At 70.1% G+C, this 12,323-nt stretch carries 14 protein-coding genes; 7 read left to right on the top strand and 7 right to left on the bottom strand.

All coding sequences use genetic code 11. The annotated features are described in order from the left end of the window. Window positions 1-52 precede the first annotated feature (52 nt). Together AC07EJ_RS25185 and AC07EJ_RS25180 are read left to right on the top strand one after the other, a co-directional pair. Complete coding sequence (locus AC07EJ_RS25185) at window positions 53-694, top strand: IclR family transcriptional regulator (RefSeq protein ID WP_266671017.1); 642 nt, start codon at window positions 53-55, stop codon at window positions 692-694. Between the two features lie 193 nt (window positions 695-887). Further along, window positions 888-1,685: a S16 family serine protease gene (locus AC07EJ_RS25180; protein WP_389488128.1), complete on the top strand. Its 798-nt coding sequence runs from the start codon at window positions 888-890 to the stop codon at window positions 1,683-1,685. 34 nt (window positions 1,686-1,719) lie between these two features. Here AC07EJ_RS25180 and AC07EJ_RS25175 read toward each other — a convergent pair whose 3' ends face one another. From AC07EJ_RS25175 to AC07EJ_RS25155, 5 genes are all read right to left on the bottom strand, one after another. Further along, window positions 1,720-2,688: a glycine betaine ABC transporter substrate-binding protein gene (locus AC07EJ_RS25175; protein ID WP_389488130.1), complete on the bottom strand. Its 969-nt coding sequence runs from the start codon at window positions 2,686-2,688 to the stop codon at window positions 1,720-1,722. Beyond that, on the bottom strand, window positions 2,685-3,548 hold the full coding sequence (locus tag AC07EJ_RS25170) for an ABC transporter permease (protein ID WP_389488132.1): 864 nt from the start codon (window positions 3,546-3,548) through the stop codon (window positions 2,685-2,687). Before AC07EJ_RS25170 ends, AC07EJ_RS25175 begins: the two co-directional genes overlap by 4 nt. Beyond that, window positions 3,545-4,849 (bottom strand): betaine/proline/choline family ABC transporter ATP-binding protein, encoded by a 1,305-nt coding sequence (locus AC07EJ_RS25165; protein WP_389488134.1) that lies wholly within the window; start codon window positions 4,847-4,849, stop codon window positions 3,545-3,547. Before AC07EJ_RS25165 ends, AC07EJ_RS25170 begins: the two co-directional genes overlap by 4 nt. After that, entirely contained in the window at window positions 4,842-5,489 is a 648-nt protein-coding gene (locus AC07EJ_RS25160; RefSeq protein WP_389488136.1) for an ABC transporter permease, read from the bottom strand. The genes AC07EJ_RS25165 and AC07EJ_RS25160 overlap by 8 nt, the downstream gene beginning before the upstream one ends. A 153-nt stretch (window positions 5,490-5,642) precedes the next feature. Continuing rightward, window positions 5,643-6,113 carry an Lrp/AsnC family transcriptional regulator gene (locus tag AC07EJ_RS25155; RefSeq protein ID WP_362906246.1) on the bottom strand — a complete coding sequence of 157 codons (471 nt, stop codon included), beginning with the start codon at window positions 6,111-6,113 and terminating at the stop codon, window positions 5,643-5,645. Between the two features lie 122 nt (window positions 6,114-6,235). On the opposite strand from AC07EJ_RS25155, the gene hppD reads away from it, so the two are divergent. The 4 genes from hppD to nthA are packed head-to-tail and all read left to right on the top strand — an operon-like array spanning window position 6,236 to window position 8,565. Beyond that, complete coding sequence (hppD, locus tag AC07EJ_RS25150; RefSeq protein WP_389488139.1) at window positions 6,236-7,390, top strand: 4-hydroxyphenylpyruvate dioxygenase; 1,155 nt, start codon at window positions 6,236-6,238, stop codon at window positions 7,388-7,390. Window positions 7,391-7,425: 35 nt separating this feature from the next. Then, on the top strand, window positions 7,426-7,710 hold the full coding sequence (locus tag AC07EJ_RS25145) for an SH3-like domain-containing protein (protein ID WP_100593958.1): 285 nt from the start codon (window positions 7,426-7,428) through the stop codon (window positions 7,708-7,710). Next, entirely contained in the window at window positions 7,703-7,978 is a 276-nt protein-coding gene (locus tag AC07EJ_RS25140) for a nitrile hydratase subunit beta (RefSeq protein ID WP_264484678.1), read from the top strand. The genes AC07EJ_RS25145 and AC07EJ_RS25140 overlap by 8 nt, the downstream gene beginning before the upstream one ends. Further along, window positions 7,978-8,565 (top strand): nitrile hydratase subunit alpha, encoded by a 588-nt coding sequence (gene nthA, locus AC07EJ_RS25135; protein ID WP_478884965.1) that lies wholly within the window; start codon window positions 7,978-7,980, stop codon window positions 8,563-8,565. Before AC07EJ_RS25140 ends, nthA begins: the two co-directional genes overlap by 1 nt. A 40-nt stretch (window positions 8,566-8,605) precedes the next feature. On the opposite strand, the gene AC07EJ_RS25130 is transcribed toward nthA, so the two are convergent. Next, window positions 8,606-10,279 carry a tetratricopeptide repeat protein gene (locus tag AC07EJ_RS25130; RefSeq protein WP_478884964.1) on the bottom strand — a complete coding sequence of 558 codons (1,674 nt, stop codon included), beginning with the start codon at window positions 10,277-10,279 and terminating at the stop codon, window positions 8,606-8,608. Between the two features lie 107 nt (window positions 10,280-10,386). Between AC07EJ_RS25130 and AC07EJ_RS25125 the strand changes: the two genes are divergently transcribed. Continuing rightward, window positions 10,387-11,757 carry an FAD-binding oxidoreductase gene (locus AC07EJ_RS25125; RefSeq protein WP_478884963.1) on the top strand — a complete coding sequence of 457 codons (1,371 nt, stop codon included), beginning with the start codon at window positions 10,387-10,389 and terminating at the stop codon, window positions 11,755-11,757. A gap of 61 nt (window positions 11,758-11,818) precedes the next feature. Here AC07EJ_RS25125 and AC07EJ_RS25120 read toward each other — a convergent pair whose 3' ends face one another. Beyond that, window positions 11,819-12,298 carry an SsgA family sporulation/cell division regulator gene (locus AC07EJ_RS25120; protein WP_393582179.1) on the bottom strand — a complete coding sequence of 160 codons (480 nt, stop codon included), beginning with the start codon at window positions 12,296-12,298 and terminating at the stop codon, window positions 11,819-11,821. Window positions 12,299-12,323: the final 25 nt, after the last annotated feature.

Genomic DNA, 12,323 nt, shown 5'->3' with positions numbered 1-12,323 from the left:
TCGCAACCGCCGCGGAGGGGGCCGCCGCCTTCACCACTAAGGAGTGGGCGTCGTGACCGCGGAGACCTCCCAGACGCTCGACCGAGGACTGCGAGTCCTCAAGCTGCTCGCCGACACCGACCACGGGCTGACGGTCACCGAGCTGTCCAACAAGCTCGGCGTGAACCGCACCGTCGTGTACCGCCTGCTCGCCACGCTCGAACAGCACGCCCTGGTCCGCCGCGACCTCGGCGGCCGGGCGCGGGTGGGGCTCGGCGTGCTGCGCCTGGGCCGCCAGGTGCATCCGCTGGTGCGGGAGGCCGCGCTGCCGGCGCTGCGATCTCTTGCCGAGGACATCGGGGCCACCGCGCACCTGACGTTGGTCGACGGCTCGGAAGCGCTCGCCGTGGCCGTCGTCGAGCCGACCTGGACGGACTATCACGTGGCGTACCGGGCCGGGTTCCGGCATCCGCTCGACCGGGGGGCCGCGGGCCGCGCGATACTCGCGGCGCGGCAGGGGCTGGTGCCCGAGCCTGGTTACACGCTGACCCACGGGGAGCTCGAGGCCGGTGCGTGTGGCGCTGCGGCGCCCTTGGTCGGGGTGACCGGGCTCGAAGGGAGTGTGGGGGTGGTGATGCTTTCGGACTCCGTGCCTGAGCGGGTGGGGCCGCGGGTTCTTGATGCGGCTCGGGAAGTGGCCGATGCGTTGCGCTAGCGCGCTGCCGGCTGGTTGTTTGTGCGGGGTATCAGTGCCGGGCGTTTTGCGCAGTTCCCCGCGCCCCTGAATGCCGCGGTCCGTTGTCGGGTGCGGGTTCGTTGTGGCTGGGTGCGCAGTTCCCCGCGCCCCCGAAGGGCGCCCCTGCCCCCGCCACAGTTGGGTCGTGTGGCCCTCGCGTTAGATTGGGCTCGTGCTTCTCTCTCGGATTTCTCGGCCCAAGGCCCTTGCCGTTTGTGCTTTGCCTGTGGTGGCTCTGCTTGCCGTAGCGGGGTTTACGCCGTTGCCGTTCGCCATCGCGCAGCCGGGGCCGACCACCGATGTGCTCGGGGACTCGAAGGGGAAGCCCGTCATCGAGATCTCCGGGGCGCCCACCCGGGACACCACGGGGAAGCTGCGCATGGTGACGATCGTCGCTACGGGGCCCGATGCGGAGGTGGGTCTGGGTGACGTCGTCGACAGCTGGTTCCGTACGGACCGTGCGGTCATGCCCCGCGACTCCGTATATCCCTCGGGCGATTCCACCAAGGAGATCGAGCAGCACAACCTCGGTGAGATGAAGAAGTCGCAGGACTCCGCGACCGAGGCCGCGCTCGGCTTTCTGGGCAAGTCCCCGAACGAGGTGAAGGTGGACCTTCAGCTCGCTGACGTCGGCGGGCCGAGCGCGGGGCTCTTCTTCTCCCTGGGCATCGTCGACAAGCTGGACGGCAACGGCAGCGGGGGCGATCTCACGGGCGGCCGTTCCATCGCCGGTACGGGCACCATCACCTCCGGCGGGAAGGTCGGCGCGGTCGGCGGGGTGTCGCTCAAGACGCAGGCGGCCTGGCGCGACGGCGCGAAGGTGTTCCTGGTGCCGAGGGCGGAGTGCGGCGACGCCAAGGCCGAGGTGCCCAAGGGCATGCGGCTGATCCCCGTGACGACTCTGCAGGGCGCGGTGTCCGCGCTGACGGCCCTGGACAAGGGCGAGGCGAGCAAGATCCCCAGCTGTTAGCCCCAGGCCCCCCTCACCCCGTCGACACCCGTCGTCACTCCGTCACGAAGCCCTCCTTCACCAGCCAGTCCTTCGCCACGTCGTGCGGGTCCTGGCCGTCGACGTCCACCTTCGCGTTCAGCTCCTGCGCGACCGTGTTGTTGAGCTTCTTCGTGATCGGCTCGATGACCTTCGCCATCGCCGGATACTTCTTCAGGGACTTGGTGTTCATCTCCGGGGCCGCGTTGTAGTTCGGGAAGAAGTGCTTGTCGTCCGCCATCACCCTGAGCTTCATCGCCCTGATGCGGCCGTCGGTCGTGAAGACCTCGCCGAACGTGCACGTGCCCTTCGCGGCCTGCGTGTAGATGATCCCGGTGTCCATCTGCGTGACGTTCCCGGTGGGGATCTTCATGCCGTACGCCTTCTCCATGCCCGGCAGCCCGTCCGCGCGGTTGGCGAACTCGCTCTCCACGCACAGCGTGACGGCCTTGGGGTTCTTCCTGGAGAGCGCGGCCACATCCGAGAGCGTCTTCGTGCCGTACTTCTTGAAGTTGGCCTCGTTCATGGCCAGCGCGTACGTGTTGTTGAGCGCGGACGGCGGCAGCCAGGTGATGCCGTTCTTGAGATCGGCGTCGTGGACTGCCTGCCACTGGGCCTGCGGGTCGGGGATGGGGTGGGAGTGGCCGAGGTACGTGATCCAGGCCGTGCCCGTGTACTCGTACATCCCGTCCGCGTCACCGCTCTTGATGGCCTCACGGGCGCCGATGGAGCCCTGGATGCCGGTGCGGTCGAGGACGTCGGCGCCGGCCGCCTTGAAGGCGATGCCCATCATCGCGCCGAGGATCAGCTGTTCGGTGAACTCCTTGGACGTGACGGTGATGCTGGCGCCCTCGAGCGGCTTGCCCTTCCCGACCGAGCCCGGCTTCACGTCGTCGACCATCGGGCTGCCGCTGGTGAGTCCGCAGCCGGCGAGCAGGGACGCGACCAGGCCCGCTGCCGCCGCCGCACGGTACGTACGCCTCATGACCGCACCTCCAGCCCGCGCGGACGCAGGAGGAGTTCGGCGAGCGAGGCCAGCCAGTCCACCAGGAGGGCCAGCGCGACCGTCAGGATCGAGCCGAGCACCAGGACCGGCATGCGCTGGTTGGTGATGCCGGTGGTGATCAGTACGCCGAGGCCGCCACCGCCGCCGAACGTGGCGAGGGTCGCCGTGCCGACGTTCAGGACGAGCGCGGTGCGCACGCCCGCGAGGATCAGTGGCACGGCCAGCGGCAGTTCGACCTTGGTGAGGACGCCGAGCGGTGACATGCCGATGCCGCGCGCCGATTCGAGGAGCGTGGGGTCGTTGGCCTTCAGCCCGGCGATGGTGTTGGAGAGCACGGGCAGGATCGCGTAGATGATGATGCCGATCAGGGCCGACCGCCGGCCGATGCCCAGCCAGATCACCAGCAGGGCGAGCAGGCCGATCGCGGGAGTCGCCTGGCCCATGTTGGCGAAGGCGAGGGCGACCGGGGTCGCTTTGCGGAAGGCCTTGCGGGTCAGCAGGATGCCGAGCGGGATCGCGATGATCAGCACGAAGAACGTGGAGACCACCGTGAGGTAGATGTGCTGCTTGACGAGCTTCCACACCTGACCGCCCGAGATCGCGTTCTCGGAGATCGTGTCCAGTTCGGCCTGCTGGAACCAGAGCCAGGTGGCCAGCAGCACGGCCACGACCACGGCAGGCAGGAACGTGAGCTTCTGCCAGGAGATCCGGCGCTTCTCGCGGACCTGCGGCGGCGGTGGCGCCTCCTGCTCGGCCTCGCCCTCGTCACGGAAGGCGACGCCCTTGACCTCGTGCTCGCCCTCGGGACGCTCGTCCAGGGGCGGCTTGGGGGTGTTCACGCCTTCGGTCCCCCCTCGCCTTCCTGCTCCTGGTGGGTCTGCGCGGCGCGCAGGTCCTCCAGCTCGTGCTGGTGCTCCACGGCCTCGAGCCGGTCGGCGTCCAGGAGTTCGTGTACGGAGTTCATCAGCGTCTCCATGTCGACGACGCCCTCGTACTCGCCGCGCCGCCCGGTGACCGCGACACGTCCCGCGTTGTCGGTCAGGACCGCTTCGAGCGCGTCGCGCAGGGTCGCGTCCCGGGTCACCGTGTCGTGCACGAGGGTGCCCGCGCGGGCCAGTGACCCCTTGGCGCGCATCAGGTCGCCGCGCCGCAGCCACTTGTAGGGGCGGCGCCGCTTGTCGAGCAGGAGCAGTTCGTTGGTGCCCGCGTCGCGCAGCTTGTCGAAGATGGTCTGGAGGGGGTCGTCGACCTGCACGGTCGGGTAGTCGGTGACCTCCACGTCCCGTACGCGGGTGAGGTTGAGGCGCTTGAGAGCGGCGCCCGCGCCGACGAAGCCGGACACGAAGTCGTCGACGGGGTTGGTGAGGATCGCCTCAGGGGTGTCGAACTGGGCGATGTGCGAGCGCTCGCGCAGGACCACGATGCGGTCGCCGATCTTGATCGCCTCGTCGAAGTCGTGGGTGACGAAGACGATCGTCTTGTGCAGCTCGCGCTGGAGCCGGATCAGCTCGTCCTGGAGGTGGTCGCGGGTGATCGGGTCGACGGCGCCGAACGGCTCGTCCATCAGGAGTACCGGCGGGTCGGCCGCCAACGCCCTTGCCACGCCCACGCGTTGCTGCTGGCCGCCGGAGAGCTGGCGCGGATAGCGGCCGCGGAACTCTGCCGGGTCGAGGCCGACCAGGTCCAGCATCTCCTCGACGCGTGCCTTGATCTTCGACTTGGACCAGCCGATCATCTTCGGCACGAGGGCGATGTTCTGGGCGACCGTCATGTGCGGGAAGAGCCCGGAGGACTGGATCGCGTAGCCGATCTTGCGGCGCAGCTTCACCGGGTCCATGTCCGTGACGTCCTCGCCGCCGATCCTGATGCGACCGCTGGTCGGTTCGATGAGCCGGTTGATCATCTTGAGGAGGGTGGTCTTGCCGCCGCCCGAGGGTCCTACGAAGATGACGGTCTCGCCCGCCTTGATCTCCAGGCTGACGTTGTCGACGGCCGGGGCGGTGGACCCCGGGTAGCGCTTGGTGAGGTTCTCCAGCTCGATCGTCGCCCCGGTCGTGGAGCCGGGCTGCCCCGTGCCGGGGTCGGCGGTGGCGGTCCCCGTGGCGGCGGCCGTGTGGCTCTCGGGCACGGAATCAGACACGGATCCCCCTCGGGATGGTCAGGCGGCCGATGAGGACGTACGCGGCGTCGAAGAGGAGCGCGAGGATGATGATGCCGACCGTGCCCGCGAGCACCTGGTTCAGCGCGTTCTTGCTGCCGAGCGACGCGATGCCGCGGAAGATCTCGTTACCGAGACCGGGGCCCGACGCGTAGGCGGCGATCGCGGCGATGCCCATCAGCATCTGGGTGGAGACCCGGATCCCGGTGAGGATCGGCGGCCAGGCCAGCGGCAGCTCCACCTTGGCGAGCCGGGCGATGCGGGACATGCCGATACCCTGCGCCGCGTCGATGAGGGAGGGGTCCACGCCCCGCAGGCCCACGATCGAGTTCCGCACGATGGGCAGCAGCCCGTACAGGGTCAGCGAGATGACGGTCGGCGGGACACCGAGGCCGACGATCGGGATCAGCAGACCGATCATGGCGAGCGAGGGGATCGTCAGGATGGTCGAGGTCGCCAAGGTGGCGAAGTTGCCCGCCCACTCGCTGCGGTAGGTGAGGACGCCGATGAGGACGCCGACGAGGGTCGCGACGACCATGCACTGGAAGACGAGGCTGGCCTGCTGGTAGGCATCCGCCAGCAGCTGCTGATGGCGGGTGACGATGTACTCCCAGAAGTTCACGGGCCTCACCTCCTCGCGCCGGGCTGTCGTCCGGACGGCTTCAGCCGGTGGTCCGGGGTTGTCCCCGGAAAGACGCAGCGCCGGCACTCACCTCGTCCGGGCCGGCTCCGTGAGCGTCGGGAACGTGCGCGTCAGGTATCAGGAACGTGCGCGTCAGGTGTCTGAAGAGGCCTGCTCCACGAGCGGGATGATCCGCAGCGGAACGGGGTTCTCCATGACGATCGCGGTGGAAGCCCGGACGATGCCATCAAAACCCACGACCCGGTCGATCACCCGCTGGAGATCGGCGTTCGAGCGGGCCACGAGGCGGCACAGCATGTCGCCGCTGCCGGTCGTCGTGTGGAGTTCGAGGACTTCAGGGACGGTCGTCAAGTGCGCCCTGACGTCGGGGCCTTGGCCCTGCCGGATCTGCAGCGTGGCGAACGCCGTGACCGGATAGCCGAGGGCCGCCGGGTCGACCTGAGGCCCGAAGCCGCGGATGACTCCGTTCGACTGAAGCCGGTCGAGGCGCGCCTGCACGGTGCCGCGCGCGACCCCCAGGCGCCGGGACGCCTCAAGGACCCCGATGCGGGGCTCGCGCGCGAGCAGCAGGATCAGCCGCCCGTCCAGATGATCGATCGCCATGCGGGCCTCCGAGATGGTCATCCTGTACAGATCGCCCGTCCATCTTGGCGATCCGCTGAGCAGATTGACCACTGGAATCACAAACTATTGCGCACCTTGTGGTTCGGAGGGAGCCTCAGGCCATGGCAGCTACTTCTGCGAACATCCACCCCACCCCCGACACCGCGCGCGAGGCCGACCCCTTCCCGGTGAAGGGAATGGACGCGGTCGTCTTCGCCGTGGGCAACGCCAAACAGGCCGCCCACTACTACTCGACCGCCTTCGGCATGAAGCTCGTGGCCTACTCGGGCCCGGAGAACGGCAGCCGCGAGACGGCCTCCTACGTGCTCACGAACGGCTCCGCCCGCTTCGTGCTCACCTCCGTCATCAAGGCCTCCACCGACTGGGGCCACTTCCTCGCCGACCATGTGGCCGAGCACGGCGACGGCGTCGTCGACCTCGCCATCGAGGTCCCGGACGCACGGGCGGCGTACGCGTACGCCGTCGAGCACGGCGCCCGCGGCATCACCGAGCCGTACGAGTCCAAGGACGAGCACGGCGTCGTCGTGCGCGCCGCGATCGCCACGTACGGCAAGACCCGCCACACGCTCGTGGAGCGCACCGGGTACGACGGCCCGTACCTGCCCGGCTTCGCGGCCGCCGACCCGATCGTCGCGCCCCCCGCCAAGCGCACCTTCCAGGCCATCGACCACTGTGTCGGCAACGTCGAGCTCGGCCGGATGAACGAGTGGGTGGCGTTCTACAACAAGGTCATGGGCTTCACGAACATGAAGGAGTTCGTGGGCGACGACATCGCGACCGAGTATTCGGCGCTGATGTCGAAGGTCGTCGCCGACGGCACGCTCAAGGTCAAGTTCCCGATCAACGAGCCCGCCATCGCGAAGAAGAAGTCCCAGATCGACGAGTACCTGGAGTTCTACGGCGGCGCGGGCGTCCAGCACATCGCACTCGCCACGAACGACATCGTCGCGTCCGTACGCACCATGCGCGCCGCGGGCGTCCAGTTCCTCGACACCCCCGACTCGTACTACGACACCCTCGGCGAGTGGGCCGGCGAGACGCGCGTGCCCGTCGAGACCCTGCGCGAGCTGAAGATCCTCGTCGACCGCGACGAGGACGGCTACCTGCTGCAGATCTTCACCAAGCCGGTCCAGGACAAGCCGACCGTCTTCTTCGAGATGATCGAGCGGCACGGCTCGATGGGCTTCGGGAAGGGCAACTTCAAGGCGCTCTTCGAGGCGATCGAGCGCGAGCAGGACAAGCGCGGAAACCTCTAGGGGCACTCCGTAGGCACACGTCCTAGGCTGGTCACATGGCCAGGATCAATGACGTGGGCGGCATGACAGGGTTCGGCGCCATCGACACCTCCGACGACGCCGAGCCCTTTCACGCGGACTGGGAGGCGCGCGTCTTCGCCCTCCAGCGCGCGCTCCTCGTCAAGGGGGTCTTCAACCTCGACGAGTTCAGGGACGCCATCGAGACGATGCCGCCGGGCGAGTACCTCGCGGCCTCGTACTACGAGCGGTGGTTCCACGCGATCCGCACGCTCCTCGAACGCAAGGGCGTCATCGAGGAAGGGGCGCTGCGCGATGACTGACCGGTTCGCGGCCGGCGCCCACGTCCGCACCTACCCGCACGACCCGCCGCACCACACGCGCCTGCCGCGGTACGCCCGGGGCAAGCTCGGCGTCGTGGTCGAGCCGGAGGGCCGGGCGCCGCTCGCCGACGTGCGCGCGCAGGGGCGGGACGACGCCCCCGTCGAGATGATCTACGCGGTCCGGTTCGCGGCGCGCGAGTTGTGGGGCGAGGGTGACCACCACGTCGTACTCGACCTGTCGGAGAGCTATCTGAGGGAGGCCGAGTAATGTCCGGTACGCACGAGGACGCGGTGATCTCCCGTCAAGTACGGCACCTGGAAAGCCTGTTGGAGGCACAGGGCATTGTCGGGGGCGACACCGTCGACGAGGTCATCGACGGGTTCCTGGCGGGCGCCTCGCCCGTGAACGGCGCGAAGGTCGTGGCCCGCGCGTGGACCGACCCGGCCTACCGCGAGCGCCTCCTCGCCGACGGCACCGCGGCGGTGGGTGAACTGGGCTTTGCCGCCGGGGGAGTTCAGAAGCAGCGGCTGCGCGTCGTCGAGAACACCGCCGACACCCACAACGTCGTCGTCTGCACGCTGTGCTCCTGCTACCCCCTGCGCCTGCTCGGACCCTCGCCCGGCTGGTACAAGAGCGAGGCGTACCGCTCCCGCGTCGTACGGGACCCGCGCGGCGTCCTGGCCGAGTTCGGCGTGACGCTCCCGGAGTCCGTGGACATCACGGTCTGGGACTCCAGCGCGGAGACGCGGTACATGGTCCTGCCCAGGCGCCCCGCGGGAACGGACCGCCTGAGCGAGGCGGAACTGGCGTCCTTGATCACACGGAACGGGCTCATCGGGACGGGTGCGATTTAGCCGGGTGTGCTTCAGCGGGGTGTGCCTGAGGGGGCCGGGGTTACGCGCCCGGGGACTTGGGTGCCTGAGGAGCCGGCCGGGACGACGGCTTGGCCGGGGCCGGGGCTGCCGGAGGCTTGGCCGGCGGGGCCGCGGACCTGGGTGGCGCGATGGGGGCGGCCGGGCGCGTCGCGGGGCTTTTGCTCGCCGGGCGCCGGGATGCGGGGCGCTCGGGGGCTGGGCTCCGGGGCGCCGCGTGGGGGCGCGGAGCCGGTGCCGTGTTCGCCTCCGGCCGCACCTTCTCGGGTCCGCCGGCCCGCGGCTCGCCCAGCGCGGCCAGCGCCTTCTTCGCGACCGGGGCCAGGACCGGCGAGAACACCGGGTTGATGCGCAGGGCCTCGCCGATGTGCCGGCGGGCGGCCCCGTCCAGCTTCAACCCCCGTTCCACCTCCCCCCGGTGGTAGGTGAACAGCGCACTGACGCCGCCACCCCCGTGCTCCGGGTCCGTCGCCCGCTTCGCGTACACCATCGCCTCCTTGTCGGCGCCCGACCGGTGCAGCGCCCAGCCGAGCGCGTCCGCGGTCTGCACGCTCGGCGCCCGCTTCCACTCGGCCCGCAGCCGGGTCACGGCCGCCCGCGGGTCCCCGTGGTCCGCCTCGAACCGGCCGAGGACGAGCGCGTCGTCGACCCCGTTCGCCCCGTCCGCTTCCACCCGCTTCCGCAGCTGGCCGTACTGTGCCTTCGCCGCGTCGTCGAACCTGATCGACTCGTACAGCTCGCCCAGTTCCAAGACGTATTCGGGCCGCGGCTGCTTGGTGAGCACGCTCCGGTATGCCTGGACCGCCTCCGTCGTACGGCCCAGCGACGTCAGGGCACGGCCCTTCCCGGCGAGCGACGCGTAGTGGTCGGGGTCGGCCGCGAGGGCCTGGGTGAAGTAGTTCAGGGCCTGTGCGGCCTCACCCCGCTCCCACGCCAGCTCACCCAGCTGGTGCAGACACGCGGCCTGCTCGGACGGCGTCGAGGGGAGCGCCGCCGCGTCGGACAGCGACGCGCTCGCGTCCTCACGCCAGCCGCGGTCCAGGTAGACCTGCCCCTCCTGCGCCAGCACGGCCGCCCCCGACCGCAGCCCGGTCAGCGTCTCCAGGGCCCGGCCCACGCCCTTGTAGTCACCGAGCCGGCCGTACGTGTCGATGAGGAGCGGATACGTCGTCCACCGCTTCGGCGCCAGCTTCACGGCCGCCTCGCCCCACTTCTTGGCGGCGCGGTAGTCGTGCCGCGCGTTGGCGAGCGCGGCGAGCCCGTTCAGGGCGTCCACGTTCCCGGCCGGCCGCGTCTTCAGCGAGGTCAGCAGGGCGCCCTCCGCCTTCGGGTAGTCCGCCGAGTCGGCCGTCCGCAGCCCCCGCTCCACGTAGGCGGCCCCGAGCACCGCCCACGACAGGTCGTCACGCGGATGGTCCCGAAGATACGACTCGCTTTCCCCGATGAGCACCTTCAGATCGGGCAGCGACGCGGCGGCGCCCACGGCCGCGGCGTTCGTCGGGTGCCCTTCGGGCCCCGGGGCGGGCGGCGCGGGGCGCTCCGGCGAGGAGGGCAGCACCAGCAGGGCGCCGCTGAGCACCACGGACCCCGCGACGGCGTTGATCAGCACGCGCTTCACCAGTGGGGACAGCCGGCGCCCCGGCTCGGGGTCAGTGGCCGAAGCCTGCCATTCCGCTTCGATCTCCTCGCTCTTCATGGCGTAACTGTGCGCCCATATGAAGAGCACATCACGGCAACATCCCGGCAGGTGAAGGCCGCCGCAGACGGGTTCACACCGATGGCCCCGAGTGTCACGCTGTGATCATGAGCCGCACACTCGTCGAACGACTTCAGGAAGGCCTGCCGGCCGGGACGGTCCTCACCGACCCGGACGTCACGGCCTCGTACGCCAACGACATGGCCAGCTTCTGCGACGCGGGCGCGCCCGCCGTCGTGGTGCTGCCCCGCACCGTCGAGCAGGTCCAGCACGTGATGCGCACGGCCACGGAGCTACGCGTTCCGGTCGTCCCGCAGGGCGCCCGGACGGGCCTGTCCGGCGCGGCTAACGCGTCCGAGGGCTGCGTCGTGCTGTCCCTGGTCAAGATGGACCGCATCCTGGAGATCAACACCGTCGACAGGATCGCGGTCGTCGAGCCGGGCGTCATCAACGCCACGCTCTCCCGCGCCGTCAACGAAAAGGGCCTCTACTACCCGCCGGACCCGTCCAGTTGGGAAATGTGCACCATCGGCGGGAACATCGGCACGGCATCGGGCGGCCTGTGCTGCGTGAAGTACGGGGTGACGGCGGAGTACGTCCTCGGGCTCGACGTCGTCCTCGCCGACGGCCGGCTCCTGTCCACGGGACGCCGCACGGCCAAGGGCGTCGCGGGCTACGACCTCACACGGCTCTTCGTCGGCTCCGAGGGGAGCCTCGGCATCGTCGTACGGGCCACCCTCGCGCTCAGGCCCGAGCCGCCGCAGCAGCTGGTCCTGGCCGCCGAATTCGCCTCCACGGACGCCGCCTGCGACGCGGTCTGCAAGATCATGGAGGGCGGTCACGTCCCGTCGCTGCTCGAACTCATGGACCGTACGACGGTGAAGGCCGTCAACGCGATGGCGAACATGGGGCTCCCCGAGACCACGGAGACGCTGCTCCTCGCGGCCTTCGACACCCTGGACCCGGCCGCCGACCTCGCCGCCGTCGGCGCCCTGTGCGAGGCGGCGGGCGCGACCCAGGTCGTCCCCGCCGAGGACGCGGCCGAGTCCGAACTCCTGCTCCAGGCCCGGCGCCTCTCGCTCACCGCGCTCGAAGCCGTCAAGGGCACGACGATGATCGACGACGTGTGCGTGCCGCGCTCCCGGCTCGCCGAGATGCTGGACGGCGTCGACCGCATCGCCGAGAAGTACGGCCTCACGATCGGCGTCTGCTGCCACGCGGGCGACGGCAACACGCACCCCACCGTCTGCTTCGACGCCCAGGACGCGGACGAGGGCCGGCGGGCCCGCGAGTCCTTCGACGAGATCATGGCGCTCGGCCTCGAACTCGGCGGGACCATCACCGGCGAACACGGCGTCGGCGTCCTCAAGAAGGAGTGGCTGGCGCGCGAACTCGGCCCGGTCGGCGTCGAGATGCAGCGCGCCGTCAAGGCGGCCTTCGACCCGCTCGGCCTGCTCAACCCGGGCAAGCTCTTCTGACGCCCGCCGTCGCCCGTACTTCTGTGTCTGTTCCTCGCATCCACCCCCGTGGGACGCCGGTTCACTCACCGTCCTTGGACTCGTCCGAGGGCCACGGGTCGCGCAGCCACAGTTCGTCGGCGCGGCCGGGGGTGGGGGCGAGCAGCTCGGCGAGGCCGTCGTCGATGCCGAGCCGCTCGGACTCAGAGCCCGGAGGAACCACCCGCAGCGTCCGCTCCAGCCATGCGGACACTGCGGCGGCGGGCGCCTCCAGGAGCGCGTCGCCGTCCGGCGAACTCAGCGCCATGAGGACGACGCTGCGGCCGTCGGCCTTCGTCGGCCACACGCGCACGTCGCCGTGCCCGCACGGCCGGAACACCCCCTCCACCAGCAGCTCGCGTGCGAACGTCCAGTTGACCGGGTGCTCGGAGCTGATGTGAAAGGCGATGTGGACGGCGTACGGGTCCTCGGTCCGGTAGGTGAGCCGGGCAGGGACGGGGATGCTGCGCTCGGGCGACAGGACGAGCCCCAGCTCGAGTTCGCGTTCCACCACGGTGTGCATGTCGTGTGTTTCCTCTCCTCGTACG

It is taken from the genome of Streptomyces sp. NPDC045026, from assembly GCF_056432625.1.
Note: the sequence above shows the minus strand (reverse complement) of the source record. Positions and strands in the feature narration are given on the sequence as shown.

Bases quoted from the DNA above. Each gene is read 5' to 3' on its own strand.
- AC07EJ_RS25175 (WP_389488130.1), bottom strand. From the start codon at position 2,688: ATGAGGCGTACGTACCGTGCGGCGGCGGCAGCGGGCCTGGTCGCGTCC.
- AC07EJ_RS25155 (WP_362906246.1), bottom strand. From the start codon at position 6,113: ATGGCGATCGATCATCTGGACGGGCGGCTGATCCTGCTGCTCGCGCGC.
- hppD (WP_389488139.1), top strand. From the start codon at position 6,236: ATGGCAGCTACTTCTGCGAACATCCACCCCACCCCCGACACCGCGCGC.
- AC07EJ_RS25145 (WP_100593958.1), top strand. From the start codon at position 7,426: ATGGCCAGGATCAATGACGTGGGCGGCATGACAGGGTTCGGCGCCATC.
- AC07EJ_RS25140 (WP_264484678.1), top strand. From the start codon at position 7,703: ATGACTGACCGGTTCGCGGCCGGCGCCCACGTCCGCACCTACCCGCAC.
- nthA (WP_478884965.1), top strand. From the start codon at position 7,978: ATGTCCGGTACGCACGAGGACGCGGTGATCTCCCGTCAAGTACGGCAC.
- AC07EJ_RS25130 (WP_478884964.1), bottom strand. From the start codon at position 10,279: ATGAAGAGCGAGGAGATCGAAGCGGAATGGCAGGCTTCGGCCACTGAC.
- AC07EJ_RS25125 (WP_478884963.1), top strand. From the start codon at position 10,387: ATGAGCCGCACACTCGTCGAACGACTTCAGGAAGGCCTGCCGGCCGGG.
- AC07EJ_RS25120 (WP_393582179.1), bottom strand. From the start codon at position 12,298: ATGCACACCGTGGTGGAACGCGAACTCGAGCTGGGGCTCGTCCTGTCG.